The 19,560-nt window shown below is 57.7% G+C and carries 11 protein-coding genes, 1 tRNA gene and 1 riboswitch; of the genes, 10 read left to right on the top strand and 2 right to left on the bottom strand.

Translation table 11 applies throughout. The features are described 5' to 3' along the window. Positions 1-57: 57 nt before the first annotated feature. The 6 genes from ABSG47_RS16975 (at position 58) to ABSG47_RS17000 (ending at position 10,265) form a co-directional block, all read left to right on the top strand. Entirely contained in the window at positions 58-333 is a 276-nt protein-coding gene (locus ABSG47_RS16975) for a MoaD/ThiS family protein (protein ID WP_424170890.1), read from the top strand. A gap of 103 nt (positions 334-436) precedes the next feature. Beyond that, positions 437-2,248 carry a hypothetical protein gene (locus ABSG47_RS16980; RefSeq protein ID WP_424170891.1) on the top strand — a complete coding sequence of 604 codons (1,812 nt, stop codon included), beginning with the start codon at positions 437-439 and terminating at the stop codon, positions 2,246-2,248. Between the two features lie 63 nt (positions 2,249-2,311). Further along, a tRNA-Arg gene (locus tag ABSG47_RS16985) sits at positions 2,312-2,388 on the top strand. An 82-nt stretch (positions 2,389-2,470) separates the two neighbouring features. Next, positions 2,471-2,681: riboswitch (cobalamin riboswitch) on the top strand. 32 nt (positions 2,682-2,713) lie between these two features. After that, complete coding sequence (locus tag ABSG47_RS16990; RefSeq protein ID WP_424170892.1) at positions 2,714-5,215, top strand: TonB-dependent receptor; 2,502 nt, start codon at positions 2,714-2,716, stop codon at positions 5,213-5,215. Positions 5,216-5,548: 333 nt separating this feature from the next. Further along, a complete protein-coding gene (locus tag ABSG47_RS16995; RefSeq protein ID WP_424170893.1) occupies positions 5,549-9,736 on the top strand; it encodes a TonB-dependent receptor in 4,188 nt (1,395 codons plus the stop codon). 238 nt (positions 9,737-9,974) lie between these two features. Beyond that, a complete protein-coding gene (locus ABSG47_RS17000) occupies positions 9,975-10,265 on the top strand; it encodes a hypothetical protein (protein WP_424170894.1) in 291 nt (96 codons plus the stop codon). Positions 10,266-10,459: 194 nt separating this feature from the next. On the opposite strand, the gene groL is transcribed toward ABSG47_RS17000, so the two are convergent. Beyond that, positions 10,460-12,133 (bottom strand): chaperonin GroEL, encoded by a 1,674-nt coding sequence (groL, locus tag ABSG47_RS17005; RefSeq protein WP_424170895.1) that lies wholly within the window; start codon positions 12,131-12,133, stop codon positions 10,460-10,462. A gap of 170 nt (positions 12,134-12,303) precedes the next feature. Further along, complete coding sequence (locus tag ABSG47_RS17010; protein WP_424170896.1) at positions 12,304-12,615, bottom strand: co-chaperone GroES; 312 nt, start codon at positions 12,613-12,615, stop codon at positions 12,304-12,306. A gap of 405 nt (positions 12,616-13,020) precedes the next feature. Between ABSG47_RS17010 and ABSG47_RS17015 the strand changes: the two genes are divergently transcribed. From ABSG47_RS17015 to ABSG47_RS17030, 4 genes are all read left to right on the top strand, one after another. Beyond that, positions 13,021-16,227, top strand: a complete 3,207-nt coding sequence (locus tag ABSG47_RS17015) for an Ig-like domain repeat protein (protein WP_424170897.1) — start codon at positions 13,021-13,023, stop codon at positions 16,225-16,227. A gap of 662 nt (positions 16,228-16,889) precedes the next feature. Next, positions 16,890-17,408, top strand: a complete 519-nt coding sequence (locus tag ABSG47_RS17020) for a carboxypeptidase-like regulatory domain-containing protein (protein ID WP_424170898.1) — start codon at positions 16,890-16,892, stop codon at positions 17,406-17,408. 1 nt (position 17,409) lies between these two features. Next, the gene (locus ABSG47_RS17025; protein ID WP_424170899.1) at positions 17,410-18,144 is read left to right on the top strand and encodes an SDR family NAD(P)-dependent oxidoreductase; all 735 of its coding nucleotides are present in this window, start codon (positions 17,410-17,412) and stop codon (positions 18,142-18,144) included. Positions 18,145-18,190: 46 nt separating this feature from the next. Then, on the top strand, positions 18,191-19,348 hold the full coding sequence (locus ABSG47_RS17030) for an acyltransferase family protein (RefSeq protein WP_424170900.1): 1,158 nt from the start codon (positions 18,191-18,193) through the stop codon (positions 19,346-19,348). Positions 19,349-19,560 lie beyond the last annotated feature (212 nt).

The following is a 19,560-nucleotide window of genomic DNA, read 5'->3' on the forward strand; positions in this document are numbered from 1 at the left end:
GGCTTTAGCCCCGGAGGGATGTTCTTACTCTTTAGATATGAGAGGAATTAAAGCTCTATGACCATCTTCATCCCCACGCCGCTGCGCCAGTTCACCGGCGGCAAAGACACCGTGGAAACCTCCGCCGCCACCGTCTCTGAAGCTCTAGCCGCCCTCACCGTCGCCCATCCTGAGCTTCGCAAGCACCTCTTTACCGCGGAAGGCAAAATCCGCGCCTTCGTCAACCTCTACCTCAACGACGAAGACATCCGCTACCTCCCTGAAAAAGAAGCCACCGCCATCAAACCTACTGACACTCTCTCCATCATCCCCTCCATCGCCGGCGGCTGTTAGAAAACCTGTTCATCGCCTCGTTTTTCCCTTCGCCGGCATGGCCTGCAGCCATTAAACTGTTGGCCATCAACCCTGACAGCGATTGCGCGAAGCGAGGCGTACCGTGGCATTCGGCTACGAATACCTGATGGTGTATCTTCCGGAATTCAACCCGGATTCTTTTCTCCTTTTCGTGCATAATCCGGCTGGCGCCACAAAGCTGAGAGACTATTCCAGCGGCCGCGAGAGGGTTCTGGGCCAGCCCCCGCTGTCGACCGTCTCGCGTGCCACCCTCTACGGAAAATCCCGCTTTACCGAGACTGCGCACACCGTCAGCGGCCAGGACGGCAACCAGTATTGGAGCGCCCGGACCTCCGAATACAATCTGCGCTTCCTGCCGTCCATCCGGAACGGAGCCGCCGCGGAAATCAGTCCATCAGTACCGATGCGGAGCGCCGTCCGAACCCCGGCAGAAGTGCACGGACGCGCAAGGCGAGGTAGCCAGCGGCAACTGCAGGATTACGTCAATGAACACCAGCCTGTTCTCACAAACGCGCTGCTCGAAGCGCTTCCGGAAAGGCTGCGGGAAGCTGTTACGTCGGTCCGCTGGGTTTCTCCGCTCGCAGGCGAGGATTACGTCGAGTACCGCGATGGAGATTTTCTTGAGGCCGTCGGTCTCGGCGAGTTCTCGAGCGATCTGGCCGTCTTCTGGCCGTCTTCCGGCCCGTCCTGGGACGCTCTCGCAGTTCTCACCACCTCATTTGCCCGCAGCCGCCCGGTCGTCGTCTTGGTGGAAGCCAAGAGCCACGTCCCCGAAATCTACGGGAACGGATGCCAGGCCGGCCCAGCCAGCCGATCACTGATCGAAAAATCCCTCGCCGCCGCCCGGCAATGGTGCGGCGCGCGCGAATCATCGGATTGGCTGGGCCCGCTGTACCAGTTGGCCAACCGGCTGGCTCATCTCTACTTTCTGCGCGAGCGGCTCAAGTCTCCGGCGTGGCTGGTCAATCTCTACTTCACCGGCGATCCTTTCCGCCCGACAACCCGCGAAGAATGGGACCGGGAACTTCGCAGCGTGAAGCAGTCGCTCGGCCTCGCCGGGGAAGTGTCCGGCGCGATCGACCTGTTTCTTCCCGCCTTGAGTCCAGCCGCAACTGCAGCCACGGTCCCGGCACCGGTCCTCCTGTCGCCGCCAGTCATCCACGCAGCGGACGATTTGGAATCAGAAAGCTTCGCAGGATGGCGCCATCGATGGACCGTCCTCGCCGAATACGCATCGAATCAAATCCCGAACGCACAGGCGCGCATCGATCGACTTACCAATCTCTGGCGGGAGCCGATCCCTGAAAACTGGCAGCGCGGCATCGATCCCCAACTGCTCGATGCGCGCTACCGGCGCGGCGACCTGCATCGTCCGCACGCAGGCGAACACGCCATCGAGCATCGCATCCTGCTGGAGGATTTTGACCGCGTAACCTGCCTTGGCAACCGGCTGATCGACGGCGTAAACGCATTCCCTCTGAGCCGCGATCCGCGCGGAGTGGGCCGCCGCGGCAACGTCGAGGCCGATATGCTGCTGCTCGGTGAACTCGCCGGCGCCCATCGTCTCTTTCTATGCGAGGTCAAGCACGACGCCAACGACCCCTGGTACGCCGCCGTGGAACTCCTGCGGCAGATGCGCCTCTTCAGCGCGAATCTCAACTCGCGCAATCTCTTCACGCATCGAGTTTCCATCCTTGGACTGCCCACAGATATCCCGTTCACCGGACTGATTGTCGCGCCTGCCAGCTACTATGCCTCCCGCGGCAAGGCGCAGAACGCGCTTCAGCCAGCCATCGATCTGCTCGCACGCTTCGCATCGGAGTTCGGCGTCGATATGCGCCTCGCCGTCTGGGACGCAACCAACAAAACCATCGATGAGCTGCCCTGCGCCTGAGTAAGCGGCAAGATATGGTCAAGCACGCTCGATGTAAAATCTGAGGAGCAGTTCTTCGCATGTGGCCCTGTAGCTCAGATGGATAGAGCGACGGTTTCCTAAACCGCAGGTCGGAAGTTCGAATCTTCCCAGGGTCACCATGTTTTTGCTCGTTCCACCAAAGCATTCGGGTGCCCCATCCTCGACTGCTTCCCGCCCCATTCTTTTAACGTTCATTACGAAAAGAATGGATAAACCCACAACCGCAATCGCCAGGATGTTCGGGAAGGCGGTGAAATTCCGCCACTGCCCCGCAACTGTGAGCGCCACTCGCCTCCGCGTCGTCCATTGCGGCAGGCAGTCCGTCAGTCGCAATCCACTGAGGCCGTCAGGCTTTGGGAAGGGAACTGGCAAGGCGCAAAGTCAGGAGACCGGTCTTAGGCGCATTCGCCAGCTTCTGCCCCGTGGGAGGGCAAGAGGAGAGAAATGTCTATTTCATTTTTACGCGGCCCGTTCTTCCGCCGCACTTTGCCGGTTTTCGTAATCCTTCTCACCGCCATCTTCGCCCGCGCCGCCTCTATCCGCGGCCGCGTCACGGATTCCTCCGGCGCGAGCGTCTCCAATGCGGCCATCGCGCTACTCCAGGGCAGCAAAATCGTCGCCCACACACTCACCGGCTCGGACGGCAGCTTCACTCTCACCACCGGCCGGAGCGGTCGCTTTTTCCTCGTCGTCTCCGCCAAAAGCTTCCGCCAGCTTGACACCCCCACCTTCTACGCCGCCAGCTTCGACTCCATCGAGCGCTCCATCGTACTCGAGCCCCAGTGGGTCCGCCAATCCATCGTCGTTACCGCCACCGGCACGCCAACCCCGCAGCCGCAAACCAGCTCCGCCACCAACGTCCTCGGCCAAACCGAAATCGGCCAGAGCAGCGACTTCGCCAGTCTCCTCCGCCTCATGCCCGGCACTGCTTCCGTCCAGGTCGGCCAGCGCGGCGCGCAAACCTCGCTCTTCATCCGCGGCGGCGACTCCGACAACAATAAAGTCCTCATCGACGGCATCAGCGCCGGTGATCTCGGCGGTCGCTTCGACTTCGGTCCACTCTCCACCACCGCCATCGAGCGCAGCGAAATCTATCGTGGTCCCAACTCCGATCTCTACGGCGCCGGCGCGGAATCCGGCGTAATCAGCTTCATCACCCCGCGCGGAACCACTAGCTTCCCCTCCATCTTCCTCTCCGGCGACGCAGGCAACTTCTACACCTCGCGTGAAGAAGCCGAGCTCGCAGGCGCGCACGACAAGATCGATTACTTCGCCGCCTATAGCTGGCTCCAGTCCGCCAACTCCGTGCCGAACGACCTCATGCACCTAGGTTCCTCAGCAGGCAACTTCGGCTACCAGCTCAACGGCGCCACCATGCTCCGCGGCACAGTCCACTACAACGTCGCATCCACCGGCGTACCCAACGCCTGGGACTTCTACCACGTCGCCGACCAGGCCACGCAGAAGGATCAGGACCTTTACATCAGCGCTACATTCGACAACCAGACCACCGCGAGCTTCCACAACACCATTCGCTATGGCGCCACCCGCAAACGCGAGCAATACTACCTCTGGTATCCCTCCGGCGAGCTTATCAATGACTATGACGGCCTCGGCGATAGCGCCTACTTCGGTCAGACCGTCACCATCAAGGGCGCAAACGGAGCCTCCGCCACCGGCCAGGCCATCCTCGATTACCCCGAAACCTACCCTTACGCGGAGCAGCTTGTCTCCAACCGCGATCAGCTTCTGTATCAGGGCGATTTCCGCTTCACCCCGCACCTCACCGGCCTCATCGGCTTCCACTTTGAGGACGAACGCGGCACCGAGGTCATTCCCTCCTACGGAATCAATCAGCCCGTCTCACCCACCAACTACGATTACATCGCCAGCGTTCATGGCGATTTCAAAAACCGCTTCTTCTATAATCTCGGCGGCGCGCTTGAACACTACGCGCTCTTCGGCACCTTCACCACGCCTCGCGCCGGCTTCTCGGTCTATGCCTTCAAGCCGCGTCACGGCGTCTTCTCCGGCACTCGCATCTTCGGCAACTACGGTGACGGCATTCGCGAGCCCGCACTCACCGATGAAACCGGCTCTCTCTACACCGCCCTCGTCAGCAATGGTTACTTCTCCGTCGCAAAGCAGTTGAACATCGGCCCGCTCGCACCGCCCACCGAGCGTACGTATGAAGGCGGCGTCGAGCAGACCTTCCTCACCCAGCACATCCTCTTCCGCGCCAGCTACTTTCATAACGAATTCGGTCGACAGATCGAGTCCGTAAGCGCAGTCTCTCTTCCCGACATCCTTGGCCTTACCGGGCAGGCTCGCCAGAACTTCATCAACGCACTCGGCTACTACTACACCCTCGACTATGGCCTCAACGTAAACACTGAGGCCTTCCGCGCCCAGGGCATTGAGTCCACAGTTGAAGGCGGCATCGGACGCAGCATCTTCCTCCGCGCCGGCTACACATGGCTTGAGGCCGTCGTCCAGCGCTCCTTCGACAGCGACAATGAAGCGCTCGTCAACGGATTCGAGCCCACCTACAACGGCATTCCCATTGGAGCCGACTCGCCGCTCGTAGGCGCGAGGCCATTCCGCCGTCCGCCCAACTCCGGCTTCGCCACCGCCACTTACTCAAACAAGAAATTCTCGGCCATCTTCGCTTCGGCCTTCGCCAGTCGCAGTGACGATTCCACCTACCTTGCCTATGCTGACCAGAACGGCGGCAACAGCCTGCTGCTCCCCAATCGCAACCTCGATTACGGCTTCGCCAAGCTCGATCTCGGCGGCAGCTATCAGTTCTTCACCTGGCTCGGCGTCTACGCGCAGGCGGAAAACCTGACCTCGAACCAGCACATCGCCCCCATCGGTTATCCCAGCCTGCCCTTCAACTTCCGCGCCGGCCTGCGCTTCCAGTGGGGCAAGGAATCCACCAAATAGCCACAGCCGGCTCCGGCGGCATTTCCGGCCTCCGGAGCAGGCTGTAGCTAGCTTTGCCTCCCATAGCCCCTCCGAGCCGCGCAGATGAGGATCGCATGAGGAATCTGAGGTTTGCCCGCGATTTTCCACAATTTCGGGCTGATTTTTCTGGCTTCGTATATATTTTTTCCTTTTAGTTTCCCCGCGCCTGTAACAAACTATTCATAATTTGAGTTTAGTTTTTAACTGATCTGTCCCTACAGAACGTTCACCCTTAAAGACAAGTGCATGAAAGCACCAGGGGAACGATTCCGGCACGTAACAGGACAACTTTCAATCTTCTAAGAGGCCATCATGATGCATTGGTTTACCAGGCGGTTAGCGTGTACCTGTCTGTTGTTTCTACCCATCCTCCTGTGTGCGTCGCTCGCGAATGCGCAGCAAACCCTCGGCTCCATCAACGGCACCGTGCTCGATCCCTCCGGCGCAGCCATTCGCGGCGCAAAGATCACGGTCACGGCTGCGGAAATCGGCGTAACACGCACCACCACCACGCAAGGCTCTGGCTTCTTCCAGATCTTCAACCTGCCCATCGGTCAATATGTCGTCAAGGCCGAGCAGAGCGGTTTTGAAATCACTGAAGTAAAGGGCATCGGAGTTCGCGAAGCGGAAGCCACCACCGTCAGCGTCGCCCTCAAGGTCGGCCAGAACTCGGAATCAGTCGAAGTCACCGCCAACCCCTTGTTGAACGCCACGGACGCCACCAACGGCTACACCCTCGACTCCCAGCAGATCGCCATAACCCCGCTCGCTACCGACAGCTTCACGCAGCTCGCCGTGCTCTCTCCCGGTGTCAACGCGGAACTCCTCAGCGGCATCGACTCCAATGCGGGTCTCGGTAACCAGAACATCCAGGCCAACGGTCAGCGCGCCACTTCCAACACCGTGCAGGTCAATGGCGCAGACGTTTCCAACCTCTTCAACGGCATGACCTCTTCGGGCCTCACCTCGCAGCGTTTTAACTTCAACATCGGCGGCGGCAGCACATCGGCCACCTCCTCCGCTGGCTCAGCCACCACGGCAGGCGCCAGCGGCACCAGCACCTCGGTCTACGGTTCAGTCGGCAACGCCCTCCCGTCGCCTCCGTCGGCCTTCATTGAGGAGCTCCGCGTCAACACCTCCATGTACGACGCGCAGCAGGGAGCCACCTCCGGCGCGCAGATCGACGTCAACACCAAGTCGGGTACCAATAACTGGCATGGCGGCGTCTACGGCACCTTCGCCAACAACGCGCTCAACGCCTCACCCTACTTCTTCAACCAGCAATACGTGCTCGGCCAAAACGGCGTCGGCTTTTTTCCGCAGTCCATGCAGAACCCCTACCTGCAGCGCTGGACAACCGGAGCCACTCTCGGCGGCGCAATTAAGAAGAACAAGCTCTACTTTTTCCTCGGCTATCAGCGCCTCGACTCCTCGGACGCAGCCACGGCACTTTCTCAGATGACCGTGCCCAGCGGCCTTACGGATGATCGCAGCGCCACCGGCCTAATGAACGCCCTCACTAGCTGGAATGATGGCACGCCGGTTGCCACCACCGGCAAGAATGCCTTTACCGGCATAAATTCCATCGCCTCCGCTCTGATGAACGCCAAGCTCCCAGATGGAAGCTTCCTCATTCCCTCCGCGCAAACCACCTCGACTTACAATTACGGCATTCCCAACGTCGCTCTTACCGGCCGCTCCCTCTTGACTGGAGATCAGGCCACCATCTCGGTCGATTATCAGATCAACGACAAGGACCGTCTCGGCGCAAAGTATTACTACCAGAACGATCCCATTTCCTCGCCCTATCGCTTCTCCTCCACTGGCGGTTTCCCCGTGACGCAGCTCAATGGCGGACAGGTGGGAACCATTGACAACACCATCATCGTCAATTCGCACCTCAACTGGGAGCAGCGTCTCGGCTTCGTTCGCATGTCAGCCTATAGCGGCTACAATCAGACTCTCGCCAACAGTGGTGGCCCTGCCAATTTCGGCATCGGCGCCGGCATGACCGGAAACACCGGCACGCTCGTCAGCGGCTTGCCCGGCCTGCTCCTCAAGGAATTCCCCTACTCGCAGAACAATTCGCCGGGAATCAAGGTCGGACCCTACAGCTCCTTTGCCAATACCGGTTTCTACCAGAACCGCCTCAATCCTTCCACCAACCTCATCTGGGTCGAAGGACCGCACACGATCGATGCAGGCGCCGGTTACAGCTATACCCAGCTCAACATCACCAACAACCGTCAGGGCATCGCGCAGATCGCAACCAAGAGCTTCGAGAGCTTTCTCGAAGGCGAGGTATCCAGCTCGAACGTCCTTGAAACCACCGATTCTCAAAGCGGACGTAACACCGCAGATCGCTACTATCGCAACAATGAGATCGACGCTTATGTTCAGGACAAGTGGCAGATCAAGTCCAATCTCAGCCTGACCATCGGCGTCCGCTATGACTACCACGGCGGCCTCACAGAAAAGTATGGCGACATGTTCAACTTTGAACCGTCGCTTTATAACGTCACCGGCACCACGGACACCAGCTTCAACGTCAGCAATGCCGGCTTCATCGTCGCCGGAAACAACAAGTACAATCCCACCTCAGGCGTCAGCGATTCCACGCTCACCGGTCGCCAGTGGGGTGTTTCACCGCGTCTCGGCTTCGCCTGGACTCCGGCCAACACCGCCAACAAGATCGTCTTCCGCGGAGCATGGGGCATCTACTACGACCGTGGTGAAAACTTCCAGTACCTCTCGCAGCCCGCGGGCAGCGGCAACGGCGGCCCCTTCGGCGTTACAGAGTCGGCTCCGTTGGCAAGCTACGTCGTAGGCAACGGCAACACCCTCGCAAATCCGCTGGGCACGGCACTCAATCTTCCCTCCGGCACGCCTGCTGGCAACTACATTCCGCCCAGCTCCAATCCCAGCACCATCGCAGCATCCCTGCAGCAGACCCTCAACGGCTACACCGGAACCCCGACCGGCTCTGACGCGCAGTATGGCAAGAACTGCTCCGGCGTCCAGAACCAGGAAGACTACACCGCCTGCCCGGATGCTCTGAACTTTGCCTCGTATGCCCGCAACAATGTGCTGCCTTACACCATGAACTACTCGCTGGACATGCAGTGGCAGCCCACTGGCGACATGGTCTTCACTCTCGGCTACGTCGGCAACCGTGGACGCCACGCGGTCATTCCCATCCCCTTCAACGCGCCCGGAATCGCCACTGCCACCAACCCCATCTGGGGTGAGACCTCCAGCTACGGATTTGAGGTTCTCAACCAGAACTCCATGTCTGACGGCTACGACTACGACCCCATCCCCGGCGAGCCTTGGAACACGGAAGACGGCGGTAACACCGACTTCCGTACTCCCTACATCGGCTTCAGCCCCAATGCCGCGCTCTTCAAGACCGTCGGCAACTCGGCCTACGATGCGCTGCAGACGCAGTTCCAGAAGCGCCTCTCGCACAACTTCCAACTCGGTGCCGCCTATACATGGAGCCATGCCCTCGACGAACAGAGCGATCTGGGCCTCTTCTTCACCGGCAACGATCCCTCGAACCTCCGCAACTCCTGGGCCTCATCGGACTTCGACCGCAAGCATGTCTTCACCACTAACTTCGACTTCAAGGTGCCCAACAAGGCCCGCGAGAGCTCACTGCTCGGCTACGTGGCTGACGGCTGGGAGCTCACAGGCATTGGCATCGTACAGAGCGGCGAGCCCTACTCGCTTTATGAGTTCTACGGAGCCTCTGGCAGCATCAAGTTCGGCGATTTTCCAACCCTCATGAACCCCGTCATCGGCATCAAGAACCCGGGCAACCCCAGTTCGGCCATGACCGGCAATAAGGGCAATGTACGCACCCAGGGTGGCGCTTACATCCCCGCCATTGATCCTACTCAGATCTCCATCGATTATTTGCAGCCGGGCTCTATGGGTATTCCAACCCAGTCCGGCTCCAATCCGGCGGATATCTATCAGACCAATTTTGCTCCGCCGCAGCGCAACATATTCCGCCAGACAATGCAGAATCGTCTCGATCTCTCGGCCCGCAAGAACTTTCACATCCACAATAAGTACAATCTGCGCTATGACTTCAACGTCTATAACATCACCAACACACCCAGCTTTGACGTTCCCATGAACCAGGGACAGATCCGCCAGAACTCCTCCTGCTCCACCAGCGCCATCATGGCGGGCAACAACTGCACTCCCTCCGAGTACTTCGTCAACTTCGGCCAGATCGTCTCGAGCAACAATCCCACCGATCAGCAATCCGCTCTCTCCAACCTTGACCAGATTCCCTTCGCGACCGGCACTGGCAGGAATCTGCAGATTCAAACATTGATTCCACCCAACACCACTCCCACCTGTCAGAGCGGCGATTCCACCTTCATACCCGGCAAGGGATGCCCCAACAACGCGGCCAACTTCGGATCGGTCACTAACACCATAGGAAGCAGCCGCATCATCACCATGGCTCTGCACGTCACCTTCTAATCGCAGTCCATCTGCAAAACAAACGGGGACCCGCAAGGGTCCCCGTTTACGCGCGTTCCATACATAAATCTAAGGAATGAGACAAATAAGACCCTCTGGCCCTTTAGATTCAGCAAATTTTCATCTACTTTCTCAAGTTTCTCCCTTGCCTGCCGACGACTAAGAAATTAGTGTTGAATTTTCCACAGCAGGTTTTGTTGCTGTCGGAAACGGAAACATGCTGTCCGAGGTGTCTACAGTGAACTGTCCAAAATGCAACTCCGAATCCTGCGCCACCGTGCCCGCCGAGATTCGCCTCTACCGCAACGCGCCACGCACGCAGAGCCATCCACCCGTCTCGCCCTCGCCCGACATCCAGATCTGCATGGAGTGCGGCTGGAGCGAGTTCGTCATTCCGCCCACATGGATCTCCGACTGGCTCAAGCCCCAGCTTCAAAACCAGGCTCGCCGCCCAGAGTCGCATTCGGCCCCGCAGCCAATCGCCAAGCCCACGCTGCTCCCCATCCCGGTAGCCGCGCTCTCGGCCTAGCAGCCCACCGAGCATCCGGCGCAGCCTCCGGGCAAGCAAACCCGCGCCCAAAACACCTCGCACAGTACTAGCGCACACAAAAAGGCCCCCTGCCAAAGCAGGAGGCCTTTTCTTTTGTACTGTCAGCTTTAAGAAACCAGGTCAAACTCAGCACAAACCAACTGATCTCTGACCCCTGATTACTGATCCCTGTCTTAGTACATTCCGTCCATGCCGCCGCCGCCGTGGCCGCCCGCGGGAGCAGCGGACTTCGGCTCAGGCAGCTCGACAACCAGTGCTTCGGTCGTCAGCAGCAGCCCGGCAATGGAAGCCGCATTCTGCAGAGCCGTCCGCGTTACCTTGGTCGGGTCAATGACGCCAGCCTTCACCAGGTCCTCGAACTGTCCGGTCGCAGCGTTGTAACCAAAGTGCTGGTCCTTGGACTCAAGCACCTTCGCCACCACCACCGCGCCCTCTTCGCCCGCATTGGCAACAATCTGCCGAAGCGGTTCTTCGAGCGACCGCAGAACGATCTGAGCGCCGATCTTCTCGTCGCCTTCGAGCGTCTTGATCAGGGCCTGAACCGCCGGAACCGCGCGCACCAGGGCCACGCCGCCGCCGGGGACAATGCCTTCTTCCACAGCCGCGCGCGTTGCATGAAGCGCGTCTTCCACGCGAGCCTTCTTCTCCTTCAACTCAGTCTCCGTCGCAGCGCCGACCTTGATGATCGCCACGCCGCCGACGAGCTTCGCCAACCGCTCCTGCAGCTTCTCGCGGTCGTAGTCGCTGGTCGTCTTCTCAACCTGCGTGCGGATCTCCTTCACACGGCCGTCAATCTCGGTAGCCTTGCCCGCGCCGTCCACAATCGTCGTGTTGTCCTTGTCGATCGTGATGCGCTTCGCGCGGCCCAGATCCTCGAGCTTCACGCCTTCCAGCTTGATGCCCAGGTCCTCGGTAATCGCCTGGCCGCCCGTCAGAACGGCAATGTCGCCCAGGATCGCCTTGCGACGATCGCCAAAGCCCGGAGCCTTCACAGCAGCCACATTCAGCGTGCCGCGCAGCTTGTTCACCACCAGGGTCGCGAGCGCCTCGCCCTCAACGTCCTCGGCAATGATCAGAAGCGGCTTGCCGCCACGCGCAACCTGCTCCAGCAGAGGCAGCAGATCCTTCATCGCGCTGATCTTTTTCTCGTAGATCAGAATGTACGGATCGTCCAGAACCACTTCCAGGCGCTCCGCATCGGTCACAAAATACGGGCTCAGGTAGCCGCGGTCAAACTGCATGCCGTCCACGGTCTCCAGGCCAGTGTGCATCGTCTTCGACTCTTCAATCGTGATCACGCCGTCCTTGCCCACAACCTTCACGGCCTCGGCGATAATGCCGCCGATCTCCGCGTCGCCGTTGGCCGAAATCGTGCCCACCTGCGCCACCGAGCCCTCATCCACGGGCTTCGACAACGTGCCAAGTGCGCCGCCCTCTGTCCACACGCCGTTCTGATCGCGCTTGCCGATTACTGCAATCACAGCCTTGTCGATGCCGCGCTTCAGAGCCGTCGGGTTCGCGCCCGCCGCCACAGTCTTCACGCCTTCGCGGAAGATCGCCTGCGCCAGAACCGTCGCCGTCGTCGTGCCGTCGCCGGCCACGTCGCTCGTCTTCGATGCAACTTCCTTCACCAGTTGCGCGCCCACGTTCTCCAGCGGGTCCCTCAGCTCGATTTCCTTCGCCACCGTCACACCGTCCTTGGTGATCGTGGGCGAACCGAACTTCTTCTCAATCACAACATTGCGGCCCTTCGGTCCCAACGTCGCCTTCACCGCGTCTGCCAGGGTATTCACACCCCGCAGAATCGCCTGACGGGACTCTTCACCGTGCAGAATCTGCTTTGCCATTTTCTTCTCCAGTGATCAATGATCAGAGATCAGAGATCAGTTTGTGTCGTTAGTTCGAAGCTGTTTCAGTCGGGATAAATCAGTCATGCCGGAACGAGAGCCAACGCGGTATATCGTTTAGCTGATCTCTGATCCCTGACCCCTGATCTCTCAAAAAGTAAAGCGGAGCTTTACTTTTTTACAATTCCCAGGACTTCCTCTTCGCGCATGATCAGGAACTCTTCGCCCTCGATCTTGATCTCGTTGCCGGAGTACTTGCCGAAGAGAACGCGGTCGCCCGCCTTCACATCCAGCGGGAAGACCTTGCCTTCGTCGTTCGACTTGCCCTTGCCCACGGCGATCACTTCGCCTTCCTGGGGCTTTTCCTTCGCGCTGTCGGGAATGATGATTCCGCCACGCACCGTCTCCGTCTCTTCAACACGGCGAACCAGAATCCGGTCATGGAGCGGAGTGAAGGTCGTCGTTACAGATGTAGCTGCCATTGCTTCCTTCTCCTTCGCACGCGGAGCAGGGGACGCCCCTCCGCGCGATTGTTTGGGTTTGAAAACAGATACTGCAGAAAAGCTCAATCGGCGATCTCGCGCACCGGATACAAGCAATCACTCCTGCACGGTGCTGGCACTCTCGCCTACTGATTGCTAAATGTAGGTAACTACACCAACGGTTGTCAAGTTACTTGAGCCAAACCTGAGCGCAATTCACTCACATTTAATTCACTGGCAAGAGTCTGCTCCTCGCAGATCATCCACAATCAAGCATCAATGAATTTTGATAATATCAAATCGAGTTGGAAGTTTCCAGTTGCAGGCACTGAATTTCCGTGCTACACCTTCCATGCCGCGTCGAATGTCCGGCTCTCCCGATTACATCATCCGGAAGGTGGGATTATGTTGATCTGCTCTCCAAAGTTCCAGGTTCTCGTGGCCGCTTTATCAATTGGAGTTTCGACCGCGGCAGCTATTGCACAAACTGATTTCGGACTGGTAGATATCGGCAGCAAAACCTCTGCCGCGGTTTCGGTCGCCATACCCTCCCCGGCCAAACTGGGCAGCATCTCGGTTCGCACGCTCGGGGCTGAGAATCTGGATTACACAAATGCGGGAGCAGGCACCTGCTCAGCGAACGTAGGGTACGCCACCAATGCAACCTGTACAGTCAATGTTGCCTTCTCTCCAAAATATCCGGGCTTGCGTTACGGCGCGGTTGTACTGCTCGATGCAAGCGGGACGATCATTGGATACACCTACCTCCAAGGCAGCGGCCAGGGACCACAGTTCCATTATCAGGAAGTCGAAACCACGCTCCTCGGTTCTGTAGCGTCTCCCGGTAATATGACTGTCGATGGGAACGGCAACATCTATGTCGCTATAACAAATTCCGGCCTCAGTGAGGTGATTGAGTTAACCCCCGGCGCGGGCTCTTATACGCAACAGATATTCACCAGCACTTCTGTCGCACTGGGAGGAATGGCCGTCGACGGTATTGGCAATTTCTATATCGCTGAGAATGATGGATTCGTTCACAAATTCACGCCATCCGGTAGCGGCTACATCGAAAGCACATTCGGGAATGGTATGAACCTTCCCAACGGCATTTCGTTCGATGCAAGCGGCAACGTGTATATTGCCGACGCTTACAACGGGCGCGTATTGAAAGAGACGCTCACGGCAGGCGGTTATGTCCAGTCGGATATTCTCGACTGCGGAACGCCGGGCGAACAAACTTGTCCTTCCTCCGTTGCTTCTGATGCCAATGGCGATCTCTTCATCACCGCCTATGACAATTCGCAAATCCTTGTCATGACCCCCTCCACGAACGGCTATGCCCAGAGCTATATCGGCAGCGGATTGGTTTGGCCCTCCGATATCGTCATAGACGGCCAGGGCAACCTGTATATTGCCGATACTCTCAACAGCCGTATCGTCAAAGAGTCTCTCGCCGCCGGAAATTATACGCAAAGCGTTGTGCCTACCGGCAGCGCCATCAACTGGCCGTGGGGGCTCGGCGTCGATGATGCGGGGAATGTCTACATCGCAGACACCTACAACAGTCGCGTCCTCAAAGAAGACTTCTCCGATGCACCCGCGCTTACCTTCGGCGCCACAAGTCCCGGCGTCTTAAGCCCTGACAGTCCACAGACAGTCACAATAGAAAACGGCGGCAACATGGCGCTCGGTTTCTCCGCCATAACGTATCCGGGTGATTTCATCGCGGATAATCCCACTGCCGGCTTTTGCGAAACCGGCACGCTGCTTGCGCCGGGAGAGACCTGCGCCGTCGGTATCGGCTTTAAGCCGCTTGCCGAGCCTGCCAGCGGCAATACCGTCAGCGAGGACGTAACTATCACCGCCGGCACGGCGGGGATACCCCAGCAGAGCATTCAGGTTACCGGAACAGTAGGCCCTCCTGCCTCGCACATGACACTCACCAGTTCCCCCGCAGGTAGTGTCGTTGCGGGGCAATCCGTTAACCTCACCGCAACCGTCATGAGCACCTCCGGCAATCCGGCTCCTGCCGGAACTGTCACGTTCACTCTCGGGAGCACATCCCTTGGCAGCAGCAACCTGGGTTCCTCCGGAGTCGCCATACTTACCACTACATCTCTGCCGGCGGGCACAGACGCAATCGCTGCAAGCTACCCGGGAGACACGTTATACGGAAACGGATCTGCAAGCCTTTCCATTGCCGTGACGGCGGCTCAGCCAACCCTGACGGTGAGCGCCAGTCCTTCCCCCGGCGTATATGGACAGGTCACAACCCTGACGGCAACTCTGAGAGGCTACTACGGCTCCGCAAATGGAGAGACAGTCACCTTTTACAGCCAGGGCAAGGCAATTGGAACCGGAACACTGTCTGCCGGCGTAGCAACCCTCAACATATCTACGCTTCCACTGGGGACCAGCTCGCTGACGGCAGCCTATCCCGGCGACAGCAACGATGCCGGCGCGACGTCCAATACCGTTTCGTATACGGTGAATTTGGTTTCGCCGGTTCTGACGAGCCCCGCGCCTGGCAGCCGGCTTCCCGGCTCTGCCGCTCTGTTCGTGTGGACTCCGGGCAGCGGCGTCACCGTATATTCGTTATCGGTTGGAACCAGATGGCCTGGTTCAGAGGACATCTTTTCCTCGGGAAGCATTCATTACACTTCACAAACCGTGACCGGCCTGCCCACAGACGGCGTGCCCGTTTATGTCATGCTCAGGTTCTTGATCAATGGCGTCGTATATACAAGCTTCTACACCTATACGGCAGCCGGTTCGCCGACTCTTCCGGCTCTGATAATGCCGTCTCCAGGCAGTCATCTTGCCAGTTCCACTGTCACCTTCCAGTGGTCGCCTGGTGCGGGGCCTACTGCGTATGCGCTGAACGTAGGAACTAAGTGGCCGGGTTCCGACGACATCTATGGATCGGGAGTCACGACGGCGACCTCAGCCGCTGTGTCCGGCCTTCCCACCGATGGCGTCAAAGTCTATGTTCTGCTGCGCTATTACCTCAATGGCGTCTGGACGGACCTGAATTACACCTACACGGCAGAGGGCTCCACCGCTCCGCCGGTAATGACCACACCCGCGCCGGGCAGCGTGCTTTCCGGCTCCAGTGTCACATTCAACTGGACACCGGGCGCCGGCGTTACGGCGTACGCGCTCTCTGTGGGAACGTATGGCCCCGGCTACTTCAACATTTATAGCTCGCCACAGCTCGCAACGACTTCCGGAACTGTGCCCAACATCCCCACAGACAGCAAGCCTGTATACGTCACGCTTCGCTATCTCATCGAGGGCATCTGGAAAACCACAAACTACACCTACACGGCAGCGAGTCCTGCCCCTTCAACCAATCCGGCGATCATCTCGCCCCCACCGGGCAGTACACTTCCGGGTTCTACTGCCAGCTTTTCCTGGACAGCGGGCGTTGATCCGATAGACAACATTCAGACCATCTACTTTGATGTAACAAGATCAGATCACATGACCCTCATCTACAGCGGACAATATGGTCCATATGGCGCAGGCGCTGTCGTTTCCGGTATTCCGACAGACGGTGAGACGATTTATGTCGATCTTACCTGGCTGACCACACTAGGGAAACTCTGATTAAGTGGCACGAACGGTAGGTCACGGCTTCAGCCGTGACATAAATGCAGCAAAATCAATGCGGCTTTAGCCGCTGAGGTATGCTTCACGGACTAGGGAAACTCTGATTAAGTGGCACGAACGGTAGGTCACGGCTTCAGCCGTGACATAAATGCAGCAAAATCAATGCGGCTTTAGCCGCTGAGGTATGCTTCACGGACTTAATCAGACCTTCGCCTGTATTCGATAAGTCAATTGATGGCTTACACGACCGCGTTAGAAAGTTCGCCTTTGTAACGGATGAGGGTACGAGTCTTCTTGCGTTCAGGTAGCGTGCGCTGAGCAGTTGCCTTGTTACTTTCGTGCGGATTCTACTTCAGATAATTTGCATGCAATTAACCCCATTTGTGCTTTACTCATAATCAGCAGAGAAAGTGTCGGCCCGGATCCCACAGGATTCGGGCCGTCGCCATTATGGGAGGGGAGGCCCCCCACACTGCACCAGAATTGATGCAAAACCGTATATTTTCATTTTTTCTTCGCCTCACAGTGCGGCGCAGACAGTTGCACAGTTTCGGAATAAAGATCGCATGAAGATTTGCGTAGAAGCTGTGCTGATGTCCGCAACCTGCTGAAACCAAGTCACTTCAGAAACAGCCTTGCACAGGATAACTCCTGCGGTTATGAACCATCGCCGTCAAAAATATCTTCTCCGCATCATCGCCGTCCAAACCGATACAATGGAAACCACTATGTTCCGCATGCCAGTCCGCATCCTTGCAGTCCTTGCTCTCGCTGCCGTCTGCCTCCACGCCCAGGACTCTGACGCAAAGCGTAGCCGCAAATACAAGTCCCCGCCGGCCACCTCAAAGATCGAGGTCACCGTTATCCGTGATACCACCGGAAAGCCCATCGAGAATGCCTCGGTCGTCTTTCATGAGCTCGACAACAACGGCCAGGACGAAGGCAACATGGAGCTGAAGACCAACGAAGACGGCAAAACCGTCATCGACGTGATCGAAACAGGAAAAACCATGCGTCTGCAGATCATCGCCAAAGGCTTCCAGACCTATGGCAATGACTACAAGGTAGATAAGTCGCAAATGGCCTTTGAGGTCCGCATGAAGCGCCCCGGCGAGCAGTACTCAACCTACAAGCCGCACCCCGATCAAAGCCAGGACCAGCCGAAACCGCAGCCGTAAGATGACTGCTCAGCCACTTCTCGGACAATCCGCTCTCGTAACCGGCGCCGCCAAGCGCCTCGGCCGGGCCATCGCGCTCTCGCTTGCCGAGGCCGGCGCCGACGTCACCATCACCTTCAACACCTCAGAAAAAGAGGCGGAGCAAACCGTAGCCGATATTCAAGCATTAGGTCGCAAAGCCTACGCCATCCGCTGCAACGTCCGCAGTGAGGCCGAAGTGAAGCAGACAGTTGCGGAAACACTGAAGCAGCACAGCAAGCTCAACATCCTCGTCAATAACGCCGCAGTCTTTGAAACAGTAGATTTAGAAAAAATCAGCATCGAGCAGTGGGACGCCGTCTTTGAAACCAACGTCCGCGGCCCATTCCTTTTCGCCCGTGAGTGCCTGCCCGCACTTCGAGCCACGAAGGGCCGCATCATTCAGTTAGGCTCGCTCGGCGGCCTGCATCCATGGACCACGCACGCACATTACTGCTCGTCGAAAGCAGCAGTCCACATGCTGGTCAAAACGATGGCCAAAGCCTTCGGTCCCGAAGTCGCAGTCAACGCCGTAGCCCCCGGCTGGATCGACATGGACCCCGAGCCAACGGAACAAACGAAGCGCATAACCTGCAAGACGCCTATGAAGCGCAGCGGTACACCGGAAGACATCGCCGAAGCAGTCCTATACTTCGCAACATCCGCCAGCTTTATCACCGGTCAGATACTCCCGGTAGACGGCGGCCTCGGTTTATAATTTCTTTGCTATATCCGAAGAACAGGCTGCTGGAAAGGGTGCTGAATTGGCCGCCACGGATAATTCCGTCACTGATGTCCAGAACAAAATCCAGACAAACGAAATTGCTGTAAAACGAGACTCGCGCTTCATAGAGCTGGATTCTCTCAGAGGATTGGCTGCGGCTACAGTAGTTCTGCACCATGCAACAAATATGTGGCCGACCCTCCTTTCGGGGCCAGCTTCGATTCCGCTGCGACTGTTCAGCGGCGGAGAGCAGGCCGTAGCGTTGTTCTTTATACTGAGCGGCTTTGTTCTTGCGCTTCCTTATATTCGTGGCAAATCACAAACCTACCCAACCTTCATCCTCAGGCGGATACTGCGTATTTACGGTCCTTACGTTGTTGCTTTAGGTTTGGCGGTAGTTGGCAGTGCCATCTGGCACACTCCTCTTACGCAGCGGAATTGGGAAAGCCAGACCTGGTATAGGCCTGTCGTGATGCAAGCAGTACTGAATCATCTGGCTTTCATCGGGAATTATCCGTGGAGTGAATACAATACAGCTTTTTGGTCGCTGGTCCAGGAGATGAGGATATCGATCATCTTTCCTCTTTTAATCATTGTTGTTATGCGATGGCCAAAAGTAGCTGCTTTCATCCTCATTCCCGCGCTCTACTTGCTCACTCCGGCCCTTGCTGCAACCGGCCCTGTTCCGATAGGTCTGGAGATGATCTCATCTGTTTGCGCCTTATTCATTTCAGGAATTTTGTTAGCCATGCACGCCCCGCAATGTATCGAGTGGCTGGAATCCAGAAACAAATTCTTCCTGGCAGGCCTGCTGATCTTTGCCTACGCAATCTACCTGCTGGGGCATAGCACTTTCTTTTTCACAAGCTTGGTGCATGCCGCGCAAATCATGATCACAGGGCTGGGAGCCGCATTAATATTGCTTCTGGCGCTTTCGTTTTCATCTTTTCGAACGTTCCTGCGGGCGAAGATGCCGCACTTCCTCGGCAAAATTTCTTATAGCCTCTATCTCGTTCACGCTACAGTTCTGTGGGCAACAGAGCGCTCTCTGGGAAAGAGCATGCCCAAACCAGCTCAGCTATGCCTTTACTTAGTGCTTTCTTTATTTCTCGCATGGATTTTTTATTTAGCTGTCGAAGCTCCCTTTACGAATCTGAGTCGCAAGTTAGGCAGCCGAAAGACAGTAACTGCTGGTTAGAACGGCCAAGTGCATGGCGGCTCCCTTGAATTCAAATGAAAATTACCGCAGGCAGGAGACATCTAATTTATGCAGTTACCCTTGTTTCAGTCCTAATACTACAGTTGTAGATAGAAGATTGGGAGGGGTGAACCTCGTTTGCGGTAGTGACATCGCAGAGCGTGGAATTGATGCTGCCTTCGCCATTGGGACCAGTGGAGAAGATGCTCAAC

The organism is Occallatibacter sp., assembly GCF_049510455.1.
In the GTDB taxonomy this organism is placed as follows: Bacteria; Acidobacteriota; Terriglobia; order Terriglobales; family Acidobacteriaceae; genus Telmatobacter.